19 protein-coding genes and 1 pseudogene are annotated in these 26,185 nt (G+C 61.8%); 17 read left to right on the forward strand and 3 right to left on the reverse strand.

Features of this window, described 5'->3' with window-relative positions:
• The first annotated feature begins 20 nt into the window (after positions 1–20).
• From dusB to BINDI_RS02060, 15 genes and pseudogenes are all read left to right on the forward strand, one after another.
• A complete protein-coding gene (gene dusB, locus BINDI_RS01990; RefSeq protein ID WP_269147297.1) occupies positions 21–1,211 on the forward strand; it encodes a tRNA dihydrouridine synthase DusB in 1,191 nt (396 codons plus the stop codon).
• Positions 1,212–1,561: 350 nt separating this feature from the next.
• Positions 1,562–2,743 carry a cell division protein FtsZ gene (gene ftsZ, locus BINDI_RS01995; protein ID WP_033489814.1) on the forward strand — a complete coding sequence of 394 codons (1,182 nt, stop codon included), beginning with the start codon at positions 1,562–1,564 and terminating at the stop codon, positions 2,741–2,743.
• 17 nt (positions 2,744–2,760) lie between these two features.
• A complete protein-coding gene (locus tag BINDI_RS02000) occupies positions 2,761–3,225 on the forward strand; it encodes a cell division protein SepF (protein WP_033489815.1) in 465 nt (154 codons plus the stop codon).
• A 67-nt stretch (positions 3,226–3,292) separates the two neighbouring features.
• The gene (locus tag BINDI_RS02005) at positions 3,293–3,577 is read left to right on the forward strand and encodes a YggT family protein (RefSeq protein WP_033489816.1); all 285 of its coding nucleotides are present in this window, start codon (positions 3,293–3,295) and stop codon (positions 3,575–3,577) included.
• A 99-nt stretch (positions 3,578–3,676) separates the two neighbouring features.
• Positions 3,677–5,011: a DivIVA domain-containing protein gene (locus BINDI_RS02010; RefSeq protein WP_033489817.1), complete on the forward strand. Its 1,335-nt coding sequence runs from the start codon at positions 3,677–3,679 to the stop codon at positions 5,009–5,011.
• A 10-nt stretch (positions 5,012–5,021) separates the two neighbouring features.
• The gene (locus BINDI_RS02015) at positions 5,022–5,585 is read left to right on the forward strand and encodes a signal peptidase II (protein WP_237742959.1); all 564 of its coding nucleotides are present in this window, start codon (positions 5,022–5,024) and stop codon (positions 5,583–5,585) included.
• On the forward strand, positions 5,582–6,511 hold the full coding sequence (locus tag BINDI_RS02020) for an RluA family pseudouridine synthase (protein WP_033489819.1): 930 nt from the start codon (positions 5,582–5,584) through the stop codon (positions 6,509–6,511). Before BINDI_RS02015 ends, BINDI_RS02020 begins: the two co-directional genes overlap by 4 nt.
• A 78-nt stretch (positions 6,512–6,589) precedes the next feature.
• Positions 6,590–10,150, forward strand: coding sequence for a DNA polymerase III subunit alpha (gene dnaE / locus BINDI_RS02025; RefSeq protein ID WP_033489820.1), 3,561 nt, complete (start codon positions 6,590–6,592; stop codon positions 10,148–10,150).
• An 82-nt stretch (positions 10,151–10,232) separates the two neighbouring features.
• Positions 10,233–11,630 (forward strand): histidinol dehydrogenase, encoded by a 1,398-nt coding sequence (hisD, locus tag BINDI_RS02030; RefSeq protein WP_033489821.1) that lies wholly within the window; start codon positions 10,233–10,235, stop codon positions 11,628–11,630.
• Positions 11,627–12,775: a histidinol-phosphate transaminase gene (locus BINDI_RS02035; RefSeq protein WP_033489822.1), complete on the forward strand. Its 1,149-nt coding sequence runs from the start codon at positions 11,627–11,629 to the stop codon at positions 12,773–12,775. Before hisD ends, BINDI_RS02035 begins: the two co-directional genes overlap by 4 nt.
• 127 nt (positions 12,776–12,902) lie before the next feature.
• Positions 12,903–13,505 carry an imidazoleglycerol-phosphate dehydratase HisB gene (gene hisB / locus BINDI_RS02040; RefSeq protein WP_033489823.1) on the forward strand — a complete coding sequence of 201 codons (603 nt, stop codon included), beginning with the start codon at positions 12,903–12,905 and terminating at the stop codon, positions 13,503–13,505.
• The gene (locus BINDI_RS02045) at positions 13,502–14,293 is read left to right on the forward strand and encodes a hypothetical protein (RefSeq protein WP_148301960.1); all 792 of its coding nucleotides are present in this window, start codon (positions 13,502–13,504) and stop codon (positions 14,291–14,293) included. Before hisB ends, BINDI_RS02045 begins: the two co-directional genes overlap by 4 nt.
• 31 nt (positions 14,294–14,324) lie before the next feature.
• The gene (hisH, locus tag BINDI_RS02050) at positions 14,325–15,074 is read left to right on the forward strand and encodes an imidazole glycerol phosphate synthase subunit HisH (protein ID WP_033489824.1); all 750 of its coding nucleotides are present in this window, start codon (positions 14,325–14,327) and stop codon (positions 15,072–15,074) included.
• 1 nt (position 15,075) lies between these two features.
• Positions 15,076–15,807: a bifunctional 1-(5-phosphoribosyl)-5-((5-phosphoribosylamino)methylideneamino)imidazole-4-carboxamide isomerase/phosphoribosylanthranilate isomerase PriA gene (priA, locus tag BINDI_RS02055; protein ID WP_033489825.1), complete on the forward strand. Its 732-nt coding sequence runs from the start codon at positions 15,076–15,078 to the stop codon at positions 15,805–15,807.
• Positions 15,808–15,853: 46 nt separating this feature from the next.
• Positions 15,854–17,192, forward strand: a pseudogene (locus tag BINDI_RS02060) (glutamine synthetase family protein).
• Between the two features lie 31 nt (positions 17,193–17,223).
• Here the strand turns inward: BINDI_RS02060 and BINDI_RS02065 are convergent.
• The 3 genes from BINDI_RS02065 to BINDI_RS02075 are packed head-to-tail and all read right to left on the reverse strand — an operon-like array spanning position 17,224 to position 22,963.
• A complete protein-coding gene (locus BINDI_RS02065) occupies positions 17,224–18,117 on the reverse strand; it encodes a LasA N-terminal domain-containing protein (protein ID WP_237742960.1) in 894 nt (297 codons plus the stop codon).
• 2 nt (positions 18,118–18,119) lie between these two features.
• The gene (gene hrpA, locus BINDI_RS02070; protein ID WP_033489827.1) at positions 18,120–22,310 is read right to left on the reverse strand and encodes an ATP-dependent RNA helicase HrpA; all 4,191 of its coding nucleotides are present in this window, start codon (positions 22,308–22,310) and stop codon (positions 18,120–18,122) included.
• Positions 22,307–22,963 (reverse strand): class I SAM-dependent methyltransferase, encoded by a 657-nt coding sequence (locus tag BINDI_RS02075; protein ID WP_052108874.1) that lies wholly within the window; start codon positions 22,961–22,963, stop codon positions 22,307–22,309. Before BINDI_RS02075 ends, hrpA begins: the two co-directional genes overlap by 4 nt.
• A 279-nt stretch (positions 22,964–23,242) precedes the next feature.
• Here BINDI_RS02075 and hflX point away from each other — a divergent pair, with 279 nt between their 5' ends.
• Complete coding sequence (hflX, locus tag BINDI_RS02080) at positions 23,243–24,715, forward strand: GTPase HflX (RefSeq protein ID WP_437123905.1); 1,473 nt, start codon at positions 23,243–23,245, stop codon at positions 24,713–24,715.
• Positions 24,716–24,930: 215 nt separating this feature from the next.
• On the forward strand, positions 24,931–25,893 hold the full coding sequence (locus BINDI_RS02085) for an L-lactate dehydrogenase (protein WP_033489828.1): 963 nt from the start codon (positions 24,931–24,933) through the stop codon (positions 25,891–25,893).
• The last annotated feature ends 292 nt before the right edge of the window (positions 25,894–26,185 follow it).

Raw genomic sequence — 26,185 nt, forward strand, 5'->3', positions numbered from 1 at the left:
CCGGACCTGCAATGGTAACTGTGACATCTGCAGACGAGGCATCGCAGCGGTCAGGAGAACCCGTCAAGGTCAAGCCCCTGGATCTGGGCCCCATACGCATCCCCACTCCGGTCATGCTCTCACCCATGGCGGGGGTCACCAACTGGCCCTTCCGCCTGCTCTGCCGCGAATTCGGTCCCGACGGTCTTTATGTGGCTGAAATGGTGACGGCCCGGGCCCTTGTGGCGCGCAATCCCAAGGCCTTCCGTCTTTGCCGGTTCGCACCCGAGGAAAAGGTGCGTTCCCTCCAGCTCTATGGGGTTGACCCCCAAATCATGGAGCAGGCTACGCGGATGGTCGTCGAGCAGGGGTGGGCCGACCATATCGACATGAACTTCGGTTGCCCGGTGCCCAAGGTGACCCGTCATGGAGGTGGCTCGGCCCTGCCCTGGAAGACGGACCTCTTCCAGGACCTGGTTCATCGGGTGGTCTCTGTCTGCGAACCTGCCGGTATCCCCGTCACCGCGAAGATCAGGGTGGGTATCGACCAGGATCATCTCACCTACATGGAGGCGGGGCATATCGCCCAGGAGGAGGGGTGTGCCGCCGTCACCCTCCATGCCCGAACAACGGCGGAGTACTACGGTGGGCACTCCGACTGGGACCGCATCTCGCAGCTGGTCCAGGCCCTGAGCATCCCTGTTTTCGGCAACGGGGATATATGGACCGCCGAAGATGCCATGGAAATGGTTAGGCAGACCGGATGCGCAGGTGTGGCCATCGGCCGCGGCTGCCAGGGCAGACCCTGGATCTTCGCCGATATCCGCCATGCCCTACAGGGGTCTGCCGTGCGCGAGGAACCCGACCTGGGCCATGTGGGGCGGATTATCGCCCGTCACGCCCGGCTCCTGGTGGACTTCTACGATGGTGACGAGATGATGGCCGTGCATGACATGCGCAAACACGTGGCCTGGTACCTCAAAGGGTTCGCGGTAGGGGGAGCGACCCGCCGCGCCTTCATGTCGTGCGAGACGCTGGATCAGCTGGACGGGTGCATCGCCGGTCTGGACCAGGAAATGCCCTATCCGGCAGGTGTGGCCGACAAGCCCAGGGGCCGGGTGAGGTATGCCAAGAAGGTTCGGCTGCCGTACGGCTGGCTTGATTCAAGAACCACCACCTCCGAGGAGCGCCATGCGCTTTTCGGCAACGACCCCATGGATGCCGAGTACTGAGTCTGGGTTTGCCCAGGTGTGGGGAACTGATTCGTCAGCCGTTGCCTCCCTCACCTTCAGTAAGTAAGGGTGAATCAATGGAAAACAGGGGAATCCTGACCTGTCAGGTGGGCTCATATCGTGTGGGGTTGTGAATTGCCGTATCCAAAGTACCCGGTTGTGGTTTAGAATATGCGACAGAGACAGCATGGGGTTCCTATCTGGTTGGGTCCGGGTCGTGTACGGGAGTTCCGTGCAGGCCACGAGCACCGCGGATGGGTGCCTCATGGGCGGGCGCCTATGGGCAAATGCGTGTTGGCGTATACGGTCTGCGCTAGAGTTAAGCGTAAGGTGAGTGACGGGAGCATACTGTGAGCGAGATTGCCCAGACTGACAATTTCAATGACAAGACCAACATCAAGGTCGTCGGTGTTGGCGGCGCAGGCGGTAACGCGGTCAATAGGATGATCGCCGAAGGCCTGCAGAACGTCGAGTTTGTGGCCATCAATACGGATGCCAAGGATCTTCTCCGGTCCGATGCCGATGTGAAGATATCCCTTTCCGACAGCAACAGCCGAGGTCTGGGTGCAGGTGCCGATCCCGAGAAGGGGGCCAAGGCGGCACAGGACCACCAGTCCGACATCGAAGAGGTTCTCAAGGGAGCCGATATGGTGTTCGTCACCGCCGGTGAGGGTGGCGGCACAGGCACGGGTGCAGGTCCCCTGGTGGCCAGGGCGGCACGACAGCAGGGCGCACTGACCATCGCTGTGGTCACCAGGCCCTTTACCTTCGAAGGCCCGCGGCGTTCCGCCTCGGCCGAGTCCGGCATCGAAAACCTCCGTAAGGAAGTCGATGCGCTGATTGTCATCCCCAACGACCGCCTGCTTGATCTTTCCGATCGCACGGTCTCGGTGATGGACGCCTTCAAGACCGCCGATACCGCCCTCCTGGCCGGTGTCCAGGGCATCACCGACCTGATTACGATGAACTCCTACATCCACGTCGACTTCTCCGATGTGACCGCCATCCTCAAGGATGCCGGCACGGCCCTCTTCGGAATCGGTGCCGCCCGTGGCGAGGACAGGGCCACCCAGGCCGCCGAGATCGCCATCAGCTCCCCCTTGCTGGAGGAGAGCATCGAAGGTGCCCATGGTGCCCTGATCAACGTTGCCGGTCCCACCGACCTGACCATGCAGGAGGCATCGGCCGCCGCCCAGCTGGTCCAGGATGCAATCCACCCCGAGGCGCAGATCATCTGGGGTCTGGCCCTGGACGATGCGTACGGCGACGAGGTCCGGGTCACCGTGATCGCCGCCGGGTTCGACCCCAACGCCAAGAAGGATGAGGAAGAAGCCCAGTCGGCCGGCGTGCAGCAGGTGCGCGCAACCACCCCGTCCCCTTCCGCCGCCCCGCTTCAGGAAGCTGCGGACACGCAGCAGGAACAGGGACAATCCGACCAGACTTCCGAACATGAGGTGGTTCCCCCGACGACCGAGGATGATGGAAACTCAGCCGACCCGGGGTATCTTGATATTCCCGATTTCCTTCGGTGATGCAATAAGGAGCAAAGATGGCAGGTTTGGTGAAGAACGCGATGTCCTTCCTGGGGATGACCGACGTTGTGGACGAAGAGGATGAAATCATGGATGAGGAAGAAACCGGTGACGGCTTCGACACCGATCACTCGGTGACACCCATGGCGGCCCAGTCATCAGCAGCCGGCCAGGAGGGGGAGTCCACCCCATTCCAGAGCCACATCAACCGCATCACCACCATTCACCCCAAGTCCTACGAGGATGCCCAGATGGTTGGCAGGGCACTTCGTGACGGGGTCCCCGTGGTCCTCAACCTGACCGGTGTCTCCGAGTCCGTGGCCTACAGAATCGTTGACTTCTCCGCAGGTGTGGTTTTCGGCGTTCGCGGATCCATCGAACGGGTGACCCCCAGGGTCTTCCTGCTCAGTCCTGCACAGGTCAATATCAAGGTGGAAGAGGTCAAGTCCTCATCCTCCGCCAAAGGCCTCTTTGCTCAGTGATTGCGTCTGACCCCGCCCCTGCCAGGGCGGGGTTCCTTAATATGGACTACTTCCGGAGTCTCACCACATGATTGTTATTCCCCTGCTCCGTTATCTGATCAACGTCCTTATCGACGCATACCTGTTCGTTCTTTTCATCAGGATGATAGTGGATTGGGCCATGATCCTGATGCCGCGGTGGTACCCAAGGGGTGTCGTCTCATCCCTGATACGGGTCATCTATGCTCTGACCGAGCCGCCCCTGCGCTGGCTCAGGCGCTACATACCGCCCCTGCCCATGGGTCGAATCCAGCTGGATGTCTCCTTTATGGTCCTGTATTTCATCCTCATTGTGATACAGATTCTGATTTGAGTAAGAAGGCAAGACGGAGCGAATTGGCACGCTCCGTGCTAGCATTCAATAAGAGAAAAACAATCGGGCTGGTTGGCCTGAAGCGAGGTGGAGAATCAAATGGCTCTTTTGACGCCCAAAGACATCCGGGAGCATAACTTCAATATAGTTAGGCTCAAGAGCGGTTACGACATCGATGAGGTCGATGACTTCCTGGACGAAGTGACCGAGACTGTCGAGGCCCTGGGCAGGCAGGCCATTCAAGGCAGGACGGCTTCGACTCAGTCCTTGGGTACTGACGTGGCCTCACTGAACTCCAAGATCTCCGACCTGAGCGCCCAGGTGGAGTCCCTCCAGGCCGAGAACCGCGACCTGAAGAGCAAGAGCCAGGCTGCCGGGCAGAACAACCAGGCTTCCGCGGCCGCCACCCAGGCCACCCGTCAGCTGGCTGAGGCTGAGGGGCAGGTCAAGACGCTGAGCGGGCAGAACGAGCAGCTTCGTCGTCAGGTCGAGCAGCTGAATTCCCAGATCGATCAGCTGACCGCCCAGGCTGCCAACGGCAACAACGCCCAGACCCTGACGAACCAGCTCAATGCGGTTCAGAAGGAACGCGACGAGGCCCGTCGACAGTCCCAGAACCTGTCCAACGAGCTCAACAAGGCCAAGTCCGAGCTGAATGCAGCACAGCAGAACGCGAATGCCGCACGTCAGCAGGCGACCCAGGCACAGCAGGCCGGGCAGGGGCAGCTCTCCAAGATCGAGCAGCTCAACAAGCAGCTGGAAGAGTCCAAGAAGCGCGAGGAACAGCTGCGCGAGCAGGTCTCCAAGGTCGAGCCTTCGACCGAGACCGGCAGCCTTCGCAAGATTGCAGGCGCAGGTGCCGAGGCCGGAAGCGAGGCAGGCCGTGCGACCGCCATGCTCACCCTGGCCATGCAGCTGCACGATCAGTATGTCGATAAGGGCAAGGCCAACGCCGCACAGCTGGTGGCCGATGGGAAGGCCCAGCACGACGAGATCGTCAAGAAGGCCGAGGACTATTCCAAGCGCACCCACACCGAGGTCGAAGAGTACTCCAAGCGGGTGCGTTCCGAGGCTGATGGCTACTCGGAGCGCGTGCGTACCCAGGCCGACGAGTACTCGGTCAAGACCCGTTCGGATGCCGATGCCTACTCCAAGAACCAGCACGACCAGGCCGACGAGTACGAGACCCAGGTGCAGACCAGGGCACAGGAGTACGACAAGAACACCCGCGACGGTGCCGATCGTTACGCCACCGAGGTCAAGAGCAAGCTGGTCGAGCAGTCCAAGGTTCTTGAGGACAACATCCAGGGACTCAAGCAGTTCGAGGCCGGTTACCGCAGCAAGCTGACCGAGTTCCTCAACCAGCTGGTCAACCAGATTTCGGATACCAGCAACTTCCAGTCCATGGAGGACAACGCCAGGGACAACCACTGAGCACCCGACTGTGAACTCTTCACAACAGGAACCGAGACGGCTGCGCCAACGCGTGGCCGTCTTCGTATGCCTGGCCGCTGTTGCCATCGGTCTGGATCAGGTGAGCAAGGCCCTGGCCCAGATCGTTCTGGGAGACGGTGCAGTGCATCCGTTCCTGGGGTCCTTGGTTTCCCTGCGACTTCTGCGTAATCCGGGTGCCTCCCTGGGCCTGGGGTCCGGGGCTACCTGGGTCATTTCACTGATTGCCGTCGGGGCCTGCCTGATCATCGTGGCCTTGGCCCTGAAGACGACCTCCATGGCCTGGACCATGGTCCTCTCCCTGGCCTTTTCGGGGGCAGCAGGGAACCTGATTGACCGTGTGGCCTATGCCGATGGCTTCCTGAACGGCAAAGTGGTGGATTTTCTGGATTATGGCTGGTCGGTCGGCAACGTTGCCGATATCTATCTGACCGTGGCCGGAGTGGTCGTGGTGCTCCTTATTCTGGCCGATGTTCGGTTTGTTTCCACCGGAAAGACGGAGAAGACCCCCGATTTTCAGGAGATCGAAGAGGGACACGGGGGAGAGGAACAGTGACCAAGCTCCTGCCTGCTCCTGATGCCCTGGTGGGCAAACGCTTGGACATGGCCCTATCCAAGATGCTGGGCATGTCACGTGCCAAAGCGTCCGAGCTTATCGCAGACGGCCGGGTGCGAGTCCTGGACCGGACGGTGACCAAATCCTCCACCCTACTCAGTGGTGATCTGATTGAACTGGATCAGCCGGACCTCGTCGATGAGGTGGAACCGGTGGCTGATGATATGCCGGTGGTCTACGAGGACGAGGACGTAATCGTTGTAGACAAGCCGGTCGGGGTGGCCGCCCATCCCTCGGTCGGATGGACCGGACCTACCGTTCTGGGCAGTCTCCTGCAGCGGGGGACGCACATCACCTCCATGGGTGCCCAGGGGCGCCAGGGCATCGTCTCGCGCCTGGATGCGGGCACCAGTGGCCTGATGCTGGTCTGTAAGTCAGACCTGGCCTACAAGGAAATGCGACGGCAGTTCGCCGACCATGAGGTGGTCAAGATCTACCACGCCCTGGTCCAGGGTAATCTCGTCCAGGACAGGGCCACAATCGAGGCGCCGATAGGTCGGGCCAAGGTATCGGACTTCCGCTTCACGGTCACCCCGGCTGGCAAGGAGGCCATAACCCACTGGGACGTGATGGAGCGATTCGGCTCCACGACACTGGCCAGCGTCAACCTGGAGACCGGCCGCACCCACCAGATTCGTGTTCACTTCTCCTCAATCGGGCACCCCCTTGTGGGGGACCACATGTATGGGGCCAATCCTGAACTGGCTGATCGGCTTGGCCTGACCAGGCAGTGGCTCCACGCCATGCGCCTGGAATTCAGGCACCCACGTACCCACATTTGGACCAAGGTGGTTTCCTCATACCCGGCGGACCTGCGCAAGGCCTTGGACATGGAGCGCGAGGAGCGTCAGAAGCGCGATGAATGACCGGCCTTCCCGGCAGTCAGTGATACGCATGCAGCTGACTTCGGCGATTCGGTCGGGGTGGACGCTAGATTAGAACGTATGTCCTCTTCCCAGTCGAACTTCGTTCACCTGCACACCCACACCCATTACTCCACTCTGGACGGGGCCTCGAAGATCCCCGACCTGGTCTCTGAGGTCAAGGCGCAGGGCCAGCCGGCAGTGGCCATCACGGACCATGGCAATATGCACGGTGCCTACGAGATGTGGCGGACCGCCGTGGACGCGGGTGTCAAGCCCATCATCGGCATCGAAGCCTACGTGACCCCCGAAACGGCCCGGCAGGACAAGACCAGGGTTCGTTGGGGCACCGAGGAGCAGCGTTCGGATGATGTCTCCGGTGGTGGTTTCATCACCCACATGACCCTCTGGGCCAGTGATGACGAGGGTCTGGTCAACCTGATCAAGGCCTCCTCACTAGCCAATCTGGAGGGTCTGGTGGGCAAGTGGCCACGAATGGACAAGGACCTCCTTTCCACCTACCACAAGGGCGTCATAGCAACAACCGGTTGCCCGTCGGGCATCGTTCAGACCAGGCTGCGTCTGGGGCAGTTCGACGAGGCCCTCCGGGCTGCCGGGGAGTTCCAGGACATATTCGGCAAGGAGAACTACTACATCGAGTTGATGGACCACGGGCTGGATATCGAGCGCCGCGTGACCAAGGATCTTCTGGAGATCGCCAAGCGGTTGGATGCCCCTCTGGTGGCCACCAACGACTCCCATTATGTGAGGGAAGAGGATGCCTCGGCACAGGATGCCCTGCTCTGCATCAACTCCGGTTCGCGCCTTACGGACCCCGGTCGATTCAAGTTCGACGGTTCCGGCTACTACATCCGTTCGTCCGAGGAGATGCGGCAGATATTCAAGGAGTTCCCTGAAGCCTGCGACAACACTCTTGAGATCGCCGAGCGCTGCAACATCATGTTCGACGACCATGAGGACGGGGCCTTCATGCCCCGCTTCGACTGCCCGGAGGGATGGGATGAGACCTCCCTCTTCCTGAAGAAGGTCGATGAGGGACTGAAGAACCGCTATCCGGACGGGGTGCCCGAAGAGGTGTCCCATCAGGCCGACTACGAGTGCGGTGTGATTTGCCAGATGCAGTTCACTGGCTACTTCCTGGTGGTCTCCGACTACATCAACTGGGCCAAGCAGCATGGCATCATGGTGGGTCCGGGCCGTGGTTCCGCAGCAGGTTCCATGGTGGCCTACGCCATGGGCATCACCGAGTTGGACCCTCTGAAGCACGGACTGATCTTCGAGCGTTTCCTCAACCCCGAGCGTGTGTCCCTGCCTGATATCGATGTGGATTTCGACCCCGAAGGCAGGGCCAAGGTCCTGGAGTATGTGGGCGAGAAGTACGGGTCCGACAAGGTCGCCCAGTGCGTGACCTACGGCACCATCAAGACCAAGCAGGCCCTGAAGGACTCTGCCAGGATCATGGACTACGAGTACTCCATGGGTGACCAGGTGACCAAGGCCCTGCCTCCCTCCGCCAACGGCAAGGACATGAGCCTCAAGGAGATATTCGATCCCGGTTCCAAGCGGTTCCCCGAGGCCAAGGAGTTCCGTGACCTCTACGATTCCAATCCGGACGTGAAACGAATCACTGAGGAGGCCAAGGGCATCGAGGGGATCATACGCCAGACCGGTGTGCACGCCTGCGCCACCATCATGGCATCCAACCCCATCACCGACACCTCCCCCCTGATGGAGCGCAACGACGGCACGGTCACGACCACCTTCGAGTACCACACCTGCGAGACCCTCGGACTGGTCAAGATGGACTTCCTGGGGCTTTCCAACCTTACCGTCATCAGGGATTCCATAACCAACATCGAGCGCAACGGGAAGGAGCCAATCAGCATCGAGAAGGTTCCCCTGGACGACAAGGAAACCTATGAACTCCTATCCAGGGGTGATACCCTGGGCGTTTTCCAGCTCGATGGTGACGGGATGAGGTCCCTCCTGAGGATGCTCAAGCCCGATAACTTCAACGACATATCCGCCCTGATCGCCCTGTACCGGCCGGGGCCCATGGATATGAACTCCCACATCAACTACGCCAAGCGCAAGAACGGCCAGCAAAAGATAGAACCCATCCATCCCGAGGTGGCCGAACCCCTCAAGGCGGTCCTGGACGAGACCTACGGTCTGATCGTCTATCAGGAGCAGGTTCAGTCGGCCGCGCGAATCCTGGCCGGATACTCCCTGGGCAAGGCTGATGTGCTCCGTCGAGCCATGGGCAAGAAGAAGCCCGAGGTCCTGGCCAAGGAGCAGGTGCCCTTCTTCGAGGGCATGAAGGAGCACGGATACTCCCGGGAGGCCGCCCAGGCCGTCTGGGACGTTCTGGTCCCCTTCTCCGGGTACGCCTTCAACAAGGCCCACTCCGCCGCCTACGCCCTGATCGCATACTGGACCGCCTACCTGAAGACCCACTATCCGGTGGAGTTCATGGCGGCCCTCCTGGAGAACGAACGGACCAACAAGGACAAGACGGCCCTCTATCTGGGCGAGGCACGGCGTATGGGGATCCAGATCCTGCCTCCGGACATCAACGAGTCCGTGGCCGCTTATTCCGCAGTCGGCGACGTGGTCCGCTTCGGTCTGGCGGCCATCCGCAACGTGGGTTCCAAGGCGGTCCAGGCGATCATCGACGAGCGGTCAGGTCCCCGGGGCAGGTTCGTCAACTTCATGGACTTCGTCAAGCGGGTGCCCATGGACGTCCTCAACAAGCGCACTGTGGAATCCCTGATCAAGGGTGGTGCCTTCGACGGGATCGACCCCAACAGGCGGGCCCTCTTCCAGGTGCATGACGAAGCCATCGACCAGGTCATGCCTATCAAGCGCAAGCAGGCCGAGGGGCAGTTCGACCTCTTCGCGGAGGCCGATGACGACGGGGGGAACGAGTCGGATGCCCTCGGTGATGCCCAGGTGACCATTCCCGACATCGAGGAGTGGGAGAAGTCCACCAAGCTCAACTTCGAACGCCAGATGCTGGGCCTCTATGTATCCGACCACCCGCTGAGCGGTATGACCTCGGTTCTGGCGGGTATGCGCGATATGTCGATCGCCCAGCTGCTGAACCGGGCGAACACCATGGGCAACCAGACCGTCACCCTGGCAGGACTGGTCACGGCCGTCGACAGGAGGGTCTCCAAGAAGGGGAACCCCTGGGCCATTGTCACCATCGAGGATTTGGAATCCTCCATACAGTGCATGTTCTTCGGGAAGGTATACGACGCCAATGCCGACGACCTCTCCCTGGACTCGGTGATCCGGGTGCGGGGACTGGTGGAGTTGCGTGATGAGGAATCCAGCCTGCGGGTCACCGACATGGAGGTGCCCATGCTGGAGTCGGCCGATGAACGGCCTCTGACCATCACCCTGCCCAGGACGGCCCTGGACCGCGGGCGAATGGAGCGGCTGGCGCAGATTCTGAAGACCCATCCAGGGTACTGCCAGGTCAGGCTGGCTGTGACCGATGAGCGGGGGAACGTGCGCATGCTGACCTTCGGGGACGGCTTCAGGACCACCCACGACACCTCGATGCTGGCTGAGATCAAATCGGTCTTCGGGCCCTCCTGCCTTCCCTCGGCCTAGGACGCCTGCGGAACCGTCTCACCATTTGGGATGGAGGTGAACGCCTGGCCTCGGCGACACAAAAGTTCACTACCATCGAGGTATGTCAAAACTCATGATGAGAACCATGGATCTGCGCGGGAAGACCATGTCCCGCGCCCAGCTCCTCGCCGCCATGCCCAGGGCCGATATGGGTACTCGGGAGGCAAGCAGTCAGGTGCAGCCCATACTGGACCAGGTGCGTGAGCGTGGGGCTGCGGCCCTTCGTGATCTGGAGGAGCGGTTCGACCATGTGCGTCCCCATGATTTGAGGGTGCCGGCTGCTGCCATGCAGGAGGCCCTTGAGGGACTGGATCCCAAGGTCAGGGCGGCCATAGAGGAATCCGTCACCCGCATCCGCAAGGTCTGCGCCGCCCAGGTGCCCGAGCCCATGGCCACTGACCTGGCCCCCGGTGCCCGTGTCAGCGAGCGATGGATTCCCGTCGAGCGCGTCGGTCTTTACGTACCTGGGGGCAAGGCTCTCTACCCCTCCTCGGTCATCATGAATGCGGTGCCCGCCCAGGTGGCAGGCGTCGATTCCCTGGCCGTGGCCACCCCGCCTGCTTCCGATGACCCCCGTGGCCTGCCGGCGGCGATCATCCTGGCCACCTGCGCCATCCTGGGGGTGGATGAGGTCTATGCCGTGGGCGGTGCCCAGGCCGTGGCCATGTTCGCATACGGAGCCAGGGGATCGGAGCCTCAAGACGGGGAGATCCTCTGCGATCCGGTCGATAAGATCACCGGCCCGGGTAACATCTTCGTGGCCACAGCCAAGCAGATGGTCTCAGGCATGGTGGGAATCGATGCCGTGGCTGGGCCTACGGAAATAGCCATTTTGGCTGATGGGGAGGCCAATCCCGACTGGGTTGCGGCGGACCTGATCGGGCAGGCGGAACATGATGAGCTGGCCGGTTCGGTCCTCGTCACCGACAGCCAGGACCTGGCACAGGGCGTTCAGGAGGCTCTGGAGCGCAGGGTGCCGCGAACCGAGCACGCTGACCGGGTGCGTACATCGCTGAGTGGCAACCAGTCGGGAATCATCCTGACCGATGGAATCGACCAGTCGATTGATGTGGCCAACGCCTATGCCGCCGAGCACTTGGAGATCCAGACGGCCGACCCGGATGCCGTCATCGACCGGATTCGGAACGCCGGCGCCATCTTCCGTGGCCCATACTCCCCGGTGCCCTTGGGGGACTACATGTCCGGATCCAACCACGTCCTGCCCACCGGCGGCACAGCCAGGTTCGACGTGGCCCTGGGCGTACACACCTTCATGAAGCCTGTTGAGGTCATAGAGTATGACCGGGAGGGACTCAAGCCCATCGCAGCCAAGATCAACGATTTTGCCGTCTCCGAGGACCTGCCCGCCCACGGCGAGTGCATCCTGAGCCGGTTCCTGGACGACCCGTACGACAAGGCCGACCTGGAATCCAACGAAGAGAAGGCCGGCTTGCGGTGAGTGCCATACCTGCCGATCTTCCCCTCCGCACGGATCTGGTGGGAGAGGAGCCTTACGGTGCCCCCCAGCTGGATGTTCCGGTCTGCCTGAATGTCAATGAGAACCCCTACCCGCTGGACCCGGAGGTGGTCGAGGCCATCTGCCGACGTGTGGGGGAGGAGGCCCCTGGGCTCAACCGGTATCCCGACAGGGAGCACGAGGGTCTTCGAAAGGCCCTTGCCGCCTACCTGAAGGAGGAGTCCCAGGCTGCCTTGGAACCCGACCAGGTATGGGCGGCCAACGGGTCCAATGAGATCATGCTTCAGCTCTTCCAGGCTTTTGGCGGGCCGGGCAGGACCGTGCTGGGTTGCGATCCGACCTACTCCATGTACCCCGAGTATGCCAGGGATACCTTTACGGACTGGGAACTGGCTCACCGTCTTCCTGATTTCAGCCTGGACATGGAAACGACGATCGAGCGAATCAAGGCCCTTGGGCCCGCCATGGTCCTGGTGACCAGCCCCAACAACCCCACGGGAACGCCTCTGCCCATGGAGGAACTGACCCGGCTTCTTGAGGTCTGCTCACAAGTCCATGTATCGGGTGCGGACCAGTCGGCCCGTCCCATTGTGGTCGTAGATGAGGCATACATCGAGTTCCGTGACCCCGGCACCCCCTCGGCGGTCAGCCTGATTGGGCGATACGACCATCTGGCGGTCAGCCGAACCATGTCCAAGGCCTTTGCCTTCGCCGGTGCCAGGGTCGGCTACCTTGCAGCATCACGGGGAATAATCGACGCGGTCCGCATCGTCCGGATGCCCTACCACCTGAGCGCCCTCACCCAGGTCGCCGCCCTGGCCGCCCTGGAGCACACCGACCTCCAGCTGGCTCGTGTGGGCAAGCTTCGTGAGACCCGCCGGAAGACCGCCGGATGGTTGTCGGAGCAGGAGTACCACGGTCAACCACTGACTGTGGTTCCGTCGGCATCCAACTTCATACTCTTCGGTATCTTCCCTGACCGAAATGCCATCTTCGGGGCCATGAAAGAGGCCGGCGTGCTGATCAGGGCCGTAGGCCCTGAAGGCTACCTGAGGGTATGCATGGGCACCGATGCGGAGATGGAACGGTTCCGCGGAACCCTGGTCGATGTCCTGAAGCGGTTCTAGGGGTATACGGACCAGCGGCACGGCTATGCTGGTGGTCTAGAGGCCGTGCGCGAACCCACAGTGTGGACCGACAGTGGTCGATGGCCCGCGGTGCAGAACGGTGTGCGGCAAGAGCAGAGGAGCAGCAATGGCAGGCAGAACAGCCACCATCACACGCCAGACCAGTGAATCCAAGGTGAGTCTGAGTCTGGACCTGGATGGTACCGGGGCGACCAATATCGACACCTCGGTGCCTTTCTACGACCACATGATGACGGCCCTGGGCAGGCATTCCCTGATCGACCTGACCATCAAGGCCAGCGGGGACACCCCGATTGATGTTCATCACACCGTCGAGGATGTGGCAATCGTCTTCGGTGAGGCGCTGGCCCAGGCCCTGGGTGACAAGCGTGGCATCAAACGGTTCGCTGATGCCACCGTGCCCCTGGATGAGGCCCTGGCCCGAGCTGTGGTCGACATATCCGGCAGGCCATATGCGGTCTGCACCGGAGAACCGGAAGGGTTCGAGTATGCCATGATTGGCGGGCACTTCACGGGCTCCCTGGTCAGGCACGTCATGGAATCCATCGCCATGCATGCGGGAATCTGCCTTCACCTGACCCTCTTGGCCGGAAGGGACCCGCACCATATCGCCGAGGCTGAGTTCAAGGCCCTGGCCCGGGCCTTGCGCTTCGCCGTGGAGCCGGATCCCAGGGTGGACGGCATTCCCAGTACCAAGGGATCGCTATGAGTGCGGACGGGAATGAGGACAAGGACCGGAAGGACGATGGTCTGCCCGATTTCGGCCACCATCTGAGTGACGAGGAGATCGAGCGGGCCTTGGCCGGCTTTGAGGCCGAGTTCGGTGAGGGCCGGGATCGGACCGATCGGAACACCGATGACGATTCCAAGGAAGACTCACGATTTGAGTCGGATATGGATTCCGAATCCGGCACGGAAGCCGAGGCCGGTGATGAAACCGGGCCGACCGGCGAACAGCCTATGGAGCAGAACGGGAACCTTGATGGTGTTGCCGACTTCGATCAGGAGCTTGAAGGGCTGATTGGCAACCGGGCCAAGGCCGCCGTCATGGTGACCCGTCTGGCCTCGGCCGAGCTTCTGGCGGCGTTCTGCCAGATCTCCGATATCTCGGCCTGGTGCATACAGGCCCGTGAGGGTGCCGTGGCGGTTCTGAGAAACCTGGATGGGGATGGACCCGAAGCGGCCATCCGCGACCTGACCACCGTCGTCTCGGGGCTTAGTGCCATCCTGGCGGTCAACCGGGCCGACAAGCTTGAATCGACCCTCTGGATCAACGGGCAGTCGGGCCAGACCTTCGCGCCCCCCATGCTCTTCGCCTCCACCGCCGACTTTGTGGAGGATCTGATGATCGGGACCACCACAGTGGACAGGTTGCGTGAGGAAGGGGCCACCATCTTCGACTCGGGGGAGTACAACCGCGAGAAGGCCATGGGCATCATCGCCGCGCACACCAGGTTCGGGGCCGGGGGATCGGCTCGGAAGGGTCGCGTCGAATAGACATCGGGCAGAGGACCTTGCAAGGAGGAACATGACCAGGATACAGGTGCTTGACTACGGGTTCGGCAACGTACGGTCCATGGTGCATGCCTTCTCCCAGCTTGGGATCGATGCGGAGCTCAGCGCCGATACGGACCTGGCCATGAGCGCCGATGGCCTTGTCATCCCCGGTGTGGGGGCATATGGAGCCTGCATGGCGGGGCTGCGCGCCGTTGGCGGAGACCGCATAATCCACGACCGTATCGCCCTGGGTCTGCCGGTTCTCGGTGTCTGCGTGGGTCTCCAGGTCATGTTTCAGGCCGGGGACGAGGATGGTCATGATGAGCCCGGTCTGGGGCTGATTCCCGGACGGGTAACGAAGTTGGATGCCGATGTGGTGCCCCATATGGGGTGGGACGAGGTGCAGGTGCCCCAAGGCTCGAGACTCATGGCCGGGGTCGAGGACCAGCGCTTCTACTTCGTCCACTCCTACGCGGCCATGGCTGCGCAAGGGGACGGTGATGGAGGGGAAGCGGGCCCTGACCTGTCATTGCTGGTCCCCGTGTCCGGCCGGGACCGGAAGGACGGTGAGCGGATGGAGCCGTCCGGAAATGCTCCCGCCCCGCTGGTCACATGGGCCGGTTACGGGCGTAGCAGGTTCGTGGCGGCCTATGAGTGCGGCCCCTTGAGCGCCACCCAGTTCCATCCCGAGAAGTCGGCCATGGCGGGTGCGCGATTGCTGACCAACTGGGTGCGGACCCTATCGGGGAATTCCACCCCTGCACCCGAGAAAGGTGAATGAGATGCTGACACTCTTACCAGCAGTTGATGTCCGCGACGGGAAGGCGGTCCGCCTCAGGCAGGGTGTCTCCGGTTCCGAGAAGGTCTATGGGGAACCCGCCGATGCCGCCAAGGCCTGGGTGGATCAGGGTGCCGAGTGGCTCCACCTGGTAGATCTGGATGCGGCTTTCGGTACTGGAGACAACCGTGACAAGTTGGCCTCCCTGGTCAACGAGCTGGGAGACCGGGTCAAGGTGGAGCTCAGTGGTGGAATCCGAGACGATGCCAGCCTGGAGGCCGCCCTGGAAGCCGGTGCGGCCCGGGTCAACATCGGCACGGCCGCCCTGGAGAACCCGGACTGGACCAGTCGGGTCCTGAGTCGTTACGGGGAAAGGGTCTGTGTAGGTCTGGATGTGCGTGGGCACACCCTGGCCGCCCGAGGCTGGACCAGCAAGGGCGGGGATCTCTTCGAGACCATGAAACGACTGGACGATGATGGATGCGGTCGGTACGTGGTCACCGACGTGGCCCGGGACGGGATGATGACCGGCCCCAACCTGGACCTGCTGGGTGAGGTGTCCAGTCGGACCCCGGCCAAGGTAACCGCTTCCGGGGGCATCTCCAGCCTCAATGACCTCAGGGACATCGCCGGGTTGTCCGATCGGGGTGTGGACAGCGCCATTCTGGGCAAGTCCCTCTATGAGGGGGCCTTTACCCTGGAGCAGGCTCTGGACCTGGTTTCCGGGCATTGTTAACGCGATAGGCAAGTCGGCGAAATATAGGAATGGGAGCATGAGCTCTATGGATAAGCAAGAGGAATTTGCGCTGCGCACTGTCGAGGAGCGCGATGTTCGGTTCATTCGACTCTGGTTCACGGACGTTCTGGGCACGCTGAAATCGGTGGCCATAGCCCCGGCTGAGCTGGAGGTAGCCTTCGAGGAGGGACTCGGTTTCGATGGGTCCGCAATCGAGGGCATGACCAGGGTCTCCGAGGATGACATGATCGTCAAGCCGGATCCTTCGACATTCCAGATTCTTCCCTGGAGGGGAGGCCCCCAGGGTACCGCCAGGATTTTCTGCGACGTGCTCACGCCCGACGGCGAGCCCAGCAGCGGTGATCCACGACACGTACTTGAAGCGTGCCTTGGCCCATGCCAAGGACAAGGGTTTCATCTTCTACACCCATCCCGAGATCGAGTTCTACCTCTTTGAGAACCAGGAGGACTGGTCCCAGCCCCCGGTTCCCATCGATGAAGGCGGCTATTTCGACCATGTTCCCCGCAGCCCGGGAATGGACTTCCGCAGGGCCTGCGTCAACATGCTGGAGCAGATGGGCATCTCGGTGGAGTACTCCCACCATGAGGCCGGACCGGGCCAGAACGAAATCGACCTGCGCTACGCCGATGCCCTGACCACGGCCGACAACATCATGACCTTCCGCACCGTGGTCAAGGAGATATCCCTGGAACGAGGGATTTACGCCAGTTTCATGCCCAAGCCGTTCACCGATCAGCCGGGATCGGGCATGCACACCCATCTGAGCCTGTTCGAGGGCGACAGCAATGCCTTCTACGAGGTGGGCCAGGAGTTCAACATGTCGCAGACCGCCCGTCAGTTCGCGGCCGGCATTCTGGCCCACGCCGCCGAAATCTGCGCGGTGACCGACCAGTACGTCAACTCCTACAAGAGGCTTTGGGGAGGGGCTGAGGCCCCCAGTTACGTATGCTGGGGCCACAACAACCGCTCGGCCCTCCTGCGCATACCCCAGTACAAACCCGGCAAGGGAAACTCGGCCAGGATGGAGTTCCGCGGCCTGGATCCGGGGGCCAACCCCTATCTGGCATACTCCGTCCTCCTGGCTGCCGGCCTGGATGGGATCGAGCAGAAGATGACCCTGGGGGAGCCCACCAGTGACGATGTCTGGGAGTTGACCGATTCGGAGCGGCAGGCCATGGGAATCGCACCCCTGCCGGACTCTCTGGACTCCGCCCTGAAACTGATGGAGAAATCGGACTTTGTGGCCGAAGTCCTGGGAGAACACACGTTCGAGTACTTCCTGCGCAATAAGCACAAGGAGTGGAACAGCTACAGCAGGCAGGTCAATCCCTACGAGCTGGAGTACTACCTGCCGCGCCTCTAGGACCCCTGCCGTCAGGTGGTAGCCCCCCCCCCTACTCGTCGGCCCTTCCGAACCAGGCATCGTAGATGATGACGAAGTTCCTGTTCCCGTAGCTGGAACAGGAGTCGCCCTCACCGTCACCGGCTGCCAGGGCTGCGGTGTTGGGCTGGTAGGGGGTGTAGATGTAGAGCAGCGCCGTGGCATCGTTCTCGATATAGACATCAGAGGCACCACAGGAGGCTTCGGGACTGAACCTGACCTGATTGATGGCCCTTGTCTGGAACTGATAATCGGATCGGTGGGTCTCATAGTACCGATAGCGCTTGGCGGCTCCGTAGACCTGGTTGAAAAAGCCGGCATATCGGGCATCACAGGCAGCATCGTCTGGGCAGGAGAGCCCCATGGCCGACCTGATTTGGGTGGGGTCCGGATTCTTGGACGTGACCAGGTGCTGCTCTTTTTGGAGCATGGTCAGCAGTACCTTCTGACTGATGCCGCAGGATCTTGCCGCTCCGTCGATGATCTGTGCCGCAGTCTGTCCCTTCCCACCCTGGTAGGGGTCACAGAGCCCATCCCCGTCAGGACTGGGGGTGTCCACCCTCATGGTTCTCAGGCAGGAGTCCCCGGTGCAGTCGGCCCCCTTCTGGTCCAGAAAGACCTGGACGTCCTCGGCATTCATGCTGGTGGTGTCATGGAAACGCTGATCGGTGATGATTCTGCCCGGGTTGAACTCATACTGCCTGGCCATCTCGTTCTGATGCTCCCGGGTCCTGCCGACCAGCTCCCGATATGAGACGAAGTGCAAAGACACGATGACCAAGGCGACCACAAGAACCAGGGCCATCACTGTCGCCGCAACGGCCTCGACGCGGCGGGTGGTCCCCATCCGCTTCCAGGTCCTGGCCAGATTGCTGCTGGTATGTCGTTTGCCCGGTGTCTTCCCCATGCTCAGGCCTCCAAGACCTTCTCGATACGCTGCAGGCTCACAGGCGTGGCCGTACCCAGCTCCTGGGCCCAGATGGAGACATAGTACTCTTCAAGCATCCACCTGGCCCGCTGAATCCTGTCCATGGCCGCATCACGGGCGGGACCGTTGGGGAGTGCCGAGGCCGTCTTCCGTGCCTTGTCCACCTTGTCCTGGGCGGTCTGGGCCTGCCAGGCCCATCGCACATCCCGGTCCTTGTCCCTGCGGGCCTTCTCCAGGCGCATCAAGTCGGCATGGAGATACGTCTGCAGGCGGGGCAAGGCATAGGGAGGATCAACCCCGATGAACCCTTTCTGCACCAGGGTTGATGCATGCTGCCGTATCCATTGCAGAACGGAAAGGAGGGGGAGGTCGGCAGGACCCGATACGGCCTTGTCGACCTCCGCGTAGCGTTGGAGGATGGCAATCGCATCCTTGGCCACCTGGTAGACGGTGTCTTCGAAGACCTGCCCCAGCCCGGACACCGTCTCCTGTAGGGTCTGGTCATCGGTGATGGCTTCGGTTTCGGGAATCAGGCGTTTCACGGCCGCCAACTGAAGGTCCCTGGTCAGGGCATCCGTATTGCGGTAGGGGGCTGAGGCCAGCATCAGTGATTCGCGGCTCAACCAGCGGGAGGATATGCGTTGGGAGGGGAGCTCAAGCTTCTCCAGAGCGGCCTGCCATATCATGTCCTTCCGGGACTCGGTTGTGGCTCCTGCCTTATGGAGCAGGTCGGCGCGCCTGACCGCCTTCCCCTCCTTGGCGGCCTGCGAGGCCCTGTTTCCGACCACGGTCCGGGCGGACTCCCTGGCAAGTCCGGCCAGGCGTGACTGAAGCTCGGACAGGGATTTGGATTGCCCCAGCACCTTCGGCTGTTCCGGAGCTGGTTGCCCTGCGCTCGGCCTATCGGCACCCGGACGGTCCTGGCCTGACGCGACCGGATCGGAGCGGCCCTTCCTGACGCGACCATGCTTGCGATGACGACTGGGTTCCTCCTCGACCTGGAAGGTCATTCGCAGGTAGGGAGGCAATCGGTCGAGTTGAGCCTGGTCGAATACCTCGGGGTGGATCTGCGCGCCGACCACATCGATGGCGGCGGCGGTGAAGACATGGGTGAAATCAGGCCAGGTTCCAACCGTCGATTCCTGGTCGACTGCCTTGCCTCTCCCGTTCGTGCCTGATCCGGAAGCGGTGGACGACCCGTACACGGGTTCCTGCCCTGCCCCGCTGTAATCGGACCCGGGGAGGGTGGCGTAGTGCCCGTCGATCCACCGGCGGATGGCCCGGGCCGTGTCGGGTGCGGGAACGAACTGGACACGAAGAGTCTTGGGGAGGGATTTGATGGTCGAGACGATGAGGTCATCCAGGAGTCCGGGCACGTTCCAGGTGAACTCTTGTGGGTTCAGTTGTGAGAGCGTGCCGACCGGTATGTGGATTGTGACCCCGTCGTTCGGGTCGCTGGGGTTGTAGACGTAGGTCAGGGGGAGGTCCAGTTCGTTCCCGTCCCTGCCCAGGGTATGCCAGTGGTTGGGATAGTCGCCTGGCCGGTATCCCTCCTCATTCCGGCTGAGTCGTTCCACCTTGCCGGGGTCGAAGTCCAGAAGGTGCGGATCCTGGTCGTGGTTGTGCCTCCACCAGTTTCCGAGGGCTGCCACGGAGGTTGCCTCATGGGGGAGTCGTTCAAAGTAGAAGTCGGCCAGGTCGGTCTCGTTGATGGTGTCGGCCACTTGGCGGGTTCGGCTGGTCTGGTCGTCGGCCTCCCGGAGGATGTCACGATTGGTCCGGATGAAGTCGTCGTGGGGGAACCTCTGCCGTATGTCGCCTTCGACCAGCCCCTGACGCACCAGGAACTCCCGGGCCTGGGTGGGGTTTATGGAGCCCCATTGGATGGTCTTGTCCTGAACGATGGGGAGGCCATATAGGAGGACCTTGGAGGATGCCACGGCCGCACCGCGTGAGGCTGACCAGTGGGGTTCCGCATAGGTGGTCCGGGTCAGGGACCTGGCCAGGGGTTCCGCCCAGGCCGGGTCGATGGCGGCGCAGTACCGGGCCCAGAGCCGGGAGGTCTCCACCAGTTCGGCCGACATGATCCAGGCGGGGGTGCTCTTGGAGACGGCCGATCCGGGGAAGATGGCGAAGTGGGTGCCCCTGGCGCCCTGGTACTCGTTCTTGGAGCGTTTTTGGGCACGTTTCATGGCCTTGGCTCTGGCGGCACCTTTGAGGCCGGTGAAGTCCGAGGCCTTGGGTTCATGGATGACCTGCATGCCGATACTGGACAGGAGACCGGAGAGCATGGAGCGGTGGATCCCCTGGTCGTCCCAGGAACATACCAGGGAGTGGGCGGCCTGTTGGGCCTGGGGGAGGTTCAGGATTCCCTTGTCCGGTGCCTTGATGGGCTTAGGGTTCCCCACCTGCATGTGCATTCCCTGGCACATCTGTACCAGTTGCTGGTAGAGGTCGTGCCACTGCCGCATCCGCATGAAGCTGATGAACTCCTGCTTGCAAGCCTTGCGCAGGGCCGAGTTGGAGGACTGCTTCACCTCCGGGAAGAAGCGGTGCCAGATATTCAGGGCGGTCAGGAAGTCGCTCGTCGGGTCGTCATACCGAGCATGGAGGCGATCGGCTTCCTCCCGTTTCTCCTCGGGGCGCTCGCGGGGATCCTGGAGGGAGAGGAAGGCGACGACCACCAGAACCGCCGCCAGGGTGTCGGGCGTGGTGTCCTGGCCCGCCTGGAGAACCATCCTGCCCAGGCGGATGTCGATGGGGATCCGGGCCAGTTTCCTGCCCAAGGGGGTCAGTCTGACCTCGCCCCGGGTCCGGGCCACAGCCTGGAGTTCGGTCAGTTCGTTGAAGCCGTCGGTGACCGCCCTTGTGTCCGGTGGGTCGATGAACCCGAAACCGGTTACATCCTCGGCGGTCTTTGCCACGCCTACCGAGAGCATATGGAGAACCACCGCCCCCAGAGAAGTGCGCAGAATCTCCGGATCCGTGAATCTGGGTCGTGTATCGTAGTCGTCTTTGCTGTACAGGCGGATGGCAATGCCATCGGCCACGCGTCCACAGCGCCCGGCCCGCTGGTCGGCGGATGCCTGGGAAATGGGTTCGATGGGAAGCCGTTGCACTTTGGCCGACTTGGAATACCTGCTGATCCTGGCCATGCCCGGGTCCACCACATAGCGGATGCCGGGTACGGTCAGGGAGGTTTCGGCCACATTCGTGGCGATGACGATGCGCTGGTGGTTGTGCTGTTCGAAGACCCGGTGCTGCTCCTTGGCCGAAAGCCTGGCGAAGAGGGGAACCAGCTCTATGGCATCGGTGCGCTGCATATCCGAAGCCCTGGGGCCGAAGTGGCGCCTCAGTGCGGTCTCGTACTCGCGGATGTCGCGCTCGCCGGCCGCAAAGACCAGGATGTCACGTGGACCGTTCACATGCGTGGAATGGATGACCAGTTCGGCACATGCTCTGGCAACGGCGGTGGGTACGTCCAGGTCATCCTGGTCCCCGTCACCTTCCTGGAGGAATCCTCCGGAAGAGAAACCGGGCACCGCCCGCATAAGGGCGGGTGGGGATCCGGCGGGTTCGTAAAGGGTCTGGACCGGGTAGGTGCGGCCTGAGACCTCAATGACCGGGACCTGCGTATGGAGGGCCTTGGCGAAGTGGTCTCGGAACTTGACCGAGTCGATGGTGGCCGAAGTGATGATCAATTTCAGATCACGGCGTTTGGGCAGTAGAGCCGTCAGGTACCCCAGAAGAAAGTCGATGTTCAGACTGCGTTCATGGGCCTCGTCGATAATGATCGTGTCGTAGGCCCGCAGCTGGGGATCACCCTGTATCTGGGCTAACAGGATGCCGTCTGTTACCACCCGCAGACGGGTGCGTTTGGAGGACTGGTCGGTGAACCTGACCTGGTAACCGATTTCCTCACCCAACCGCACCCCTGTCTCGGATGCGATTCGCTCCGCCACCGTCCTGGCGGCTATGCGCCTGGGCTGGGTGTGGACTATCTGGTGGCCGTGGGTTCCCCTCCCCATTTCCAGGAGGATTTTGGGTATCTGGGTGGTCTTGCCCGACCCGGTCTGCCCCGAGACGATGACCACCTGCGAGGTTCTGACGGCCTGCGCTATGTCGTCCTTGGCTGCACTGACCGGCAGCTCCACAGGGTATTGGAACCTCATGCCCGGCCTATCTCGATGATTCGGAAGCCCTTTGCCGAGGCGGCCTTGGTCACGGTCCAGCCATCTCCGAGGTTCTTGGACAGCCAGGGGACAAGGGAATCCGCACCCAGGTTGCGTTGGACGACCAGGTAGGCCCGGCCCTCGGGTTTCAGGCGGGGCAGGTAATTCATCAGGAGTTCGTGCAGTGCCTCCTTGCCGACACGAATGGGTGGGTTGGACCAGATCAGGTCGAACATAAGGTCGTCCGGCAGTTGGTCGGGGAGGACCGCCTGGATGCCCTTCAGCCCATTGGATTCGGCATTGCGCCGGGTCAGGTCAAGGGCCCGCTCGTTGACATCCACGGCGTAGACGTTTGCTTCGGGGGAGAGGAGTCCCATGCTGAGGGCGATGGGCCCCCATCCACAGCCCAGGTCGAGGAAGTCGCCGGTCGGCGGAGGGGTTGGGACCTTCTTCAGGAGGACGGAGGTGCCAAGGTCCAGTCTGTTGGCGGAAAACACCCCGTTGGAGACCTGCACCGGAATCTGATGGCCTGCCAGGTTGACCTGTATGGTCCTGCGCTCGTCGGGGGAGGCCGGCGTAGCGGTGAAGTACTGCTCGCTCCGGCCTGAAGTCCGCCGCCCGTCCGTGGGTGTTTCCTGGTTCTTGTCCGTCATACCCGTCCCGTCCGTTCCATCCATCCTGTCCGCCCTGTCACCATCCGCCTGCATCTCTCTCCCGGAAGGCCCGGCCCCCGACTCGGCTCAGGGTTTCTCAATGTCTGCTAAGACGATGATAATAAAGACCATGCCTTGATTCCGCTTATACCGGATTCCGGACTGATTCCATCATCTATCTGTGCAGAGGTGCCTTTGACCCAGAACCATTCCAGCGAAGACAGCACGGGCATCGGGAAGACCGACCGCCCGGAATCGTCCGTGCCGCAGTTCGAGGAAGTGTCCTCACCCTCGTCTCCGGGACATGTTGACCGTCTGACCGGGCGTTCGGACGTTCTCTTGGAGCAGTCCGCCGGGGATGCACCCCAGACCGTGGACCAGGTGGAATGGGAGGAGCGCGAGCGACGCAATCAGTTCAGACATGTTGAGGGACTGGGTGAACTCAGGGACGTAACCGAGGTCGAGTACAGGAAGATCCGCCTTGAACGGGTCGTTCTGATTGGCGTATGGTCCAACGCCCGGACTCGGGTGGAGGAGGCCGAGGAGTCCCTCCGTGAGTTGGCGGCGCTGGCGCAGACAGCTGGTGCAGAGGTCCTGGATGGTCTCCTCCAGCAGCGGGCCAAGCCCGACCCGGCCACCTATGTGGGGTCGGGCAAGGCCAGGGAACTGGCGGATATCGTTGCCGGGCTTGAGGCGGATACAATCATCGCCGACGACGACCTCCATCCCTCCCAGCGGCGTGCACTGGAGGATGTGACCAAGGTCAAGGTGGTGGACAGGACCGCCCTGATTCTTGACATCTTCGCCCAACACGCAACCAGTCGCGAGGGTAAGGCCCAGGTGGAGTTGGCCCAGTTGGAGTACATGCTGCCCAGATTGCGTGGCTGGGGTGGATCGCTCTCCCGCCAGGCCGGTGGTCAGGCAGCTGGACAGTCCGGTGGTATCGGGTCGAGGGGTCCGGGCGAAACCAAAATCGAGACCGACCGCCGCGTCATTCGTCACCGTATTACCCGCCTGAAGCGGCAAATCGCCCAGATGTCACCCTCTCGAGAGGTCAAGCGAGGGTCGCGGCAGCGCTTCGGCCTGCCGACCGTGGCCGTAGTGGGCTATACCAATGCAGGTAAGTCCTCGCTGACCAACAGGTTGACCGGGTCCAGCGAGCTGGTCGAGAATGCTCTCTTCGCCACCCTGGATACGGCTGTACGACGCACCAAGGCCAGGGACGGAAGACTCTACGTATATGTCGATACGGTCGGTTTTGTGCGCCGCCTGCCTACCCAGCTGGTTGAGGCTTTCAAGTCAACCCTGGAGGAGGTCGCCCAGGCCGACCTGATTCTCCACGTGGTGGATGGATCGCATCCTGATCCCTTCGGGCAGATTCGCGCCGTCGACAAGGTCCTGGCCGATATAGAAGGCGTGGGGTCCATTCCCAGGATTTTGGTCTTCAACAAGGTCGACCTGATGGAAGGGGCCGCCCGAGACAGGCTATCCAATCTGGAACCGGATGCCTTCCTGGTTTCGGCTCGTAGTGGAACCGGTATCGATGACCTGCGTGAGCGGGTGGAGGACCTTCTGCCCAAGCCGGAGGTCCACGTGGAAGCGCTTATGCCTTATACCAGCGGATCCCTCTTGGCCCGGGTCAGGCAATTTGGCCGGGTGACGGGATTGGACTATCGATCTGATGGCATCATGCTGAGTGCCGATGTGGACGACGGACTGGCGGCCGCCATCCTGAAGGAATCAATAGACTGAAACTGCTGGTATCATTGACTTGATTGACCGATTCATGCCGTTCTTGCGGGATGTCTCGAGGCCCCGGTCGCCAGCTTTCGTGGCCTGGGTTACCGAACAATCGTTCACCCTACAGGATTCGCTTCCGAAGGTCATATACTGCGGATACAGTGAACCTGTTGAATGCGGCAAACCCGTCTTTTCCGGGTTCCGATGAGAGAGGTCCAATAAAAACTATGGCGGAATCACCAATTAAGCCAACCAAGCTTGCGATTGTAGGAGCTGGGGCGGTGGGCTCCACCCTGGCATTTTCGGCTGCCCAGCGTGGTGTTGCACGCGAGATCGTGCTTGAGGATGTCAATAAGCAGCGCGTGGAGGCTGAGGTGCGCGATATGCAGCACGGCTCCAGCTTCTATCCGACTGTTTCCATCGATGGGTCGGATGACCCGCAGATATGTTCCGGGGCCGACATGGTGGTCATCACCGCCGGTGCCCGTCAGAAGCCAGGGCAGACCCGGCTCGACCTGGCCGGCGCGACCATCGAGATGATGAAGTCCATCATTCCGCAGATGGTCGAGGTCGCCCCCAACGCCATCTTCATGCTCATCACCAACCCCGTCGACATCGTTACCAGGGTTTCCCTGGATCTGTCGGGGCTGCCTTCGAACCAGATGTTCGGCTCGGGCACCAACCTGGATTCCGCCCGTCTGCGTTACCTGATTGCCCAGCAGACCGGTGTCAACGTGAAGAACGTCCATGCCTATATCGCCGGCGAGCACGGGGATTCCGAGGTTCCACTCTGGTCCTCCGCCACCATCGGCGGGGTTCCCATGTGCGACTGGAAGGAAATGCCCGGTCACGAACCCCTGGATGCAGCCAAGCGCGAGGAGATTCATCAGGGGGTCAAGAACGCCGCCTACCAGATCATCGAGGGCAAGGGTGCGACCAACTTCGCCATCGCCATGTCAGGTGTCGACATCATCGAGTCCATCCTGAACGGGACCAACAGGATCCTGCCGGTCAGCTCCATGCTTGAAGACTTCCACGGCATCTCCGGCGTCTGCATGTCGGTGCCCAGCGTCCTGAACCGCCAGGGCGTCAACACCCACATCAATACCCCGCTCAGCGACGGCGAACTGGCAGCCCTGAAGCGGTCCGCCGAGACCCTGAAGGAGACGGCCGCCAAGTTCGGCTTCTGATTTCTGTACCGTCCGTTCCTGTACCGGTTCACCTGTCGGATTCGGGCGACTGATAGCGCCTGTCGGCTTTTAGCGAGGACCAGGACCATGGGTTTGTTTGCCTTGTCCTGGTTCTTTCTTTATCGTTCGGCGCTTAGGTGAAGATATTCCTGTCTCCTGGTCGACGATGATAGGATGGCACCGATTCGGGGTCATCCGTTCATTGCTAACAGACCCTCGTAGGTATCTGATGAAGTTGGGCACCGGCTGACATCTGACTGTTTCGCTCGGTGGCTGGTGCCGCTGCAATACG

It is taken from the genome of Bifidobacterium [indicum] DSM 20214 = LMG 11587, from assembly GCF_000706765.1.
Lineage (GTDB): Bacteria > Actinomycetota > Actinomycetes > Actinomycetales > Bifidobacteriaceae > Bombiscardovia > Bombiscardovia coryneformis.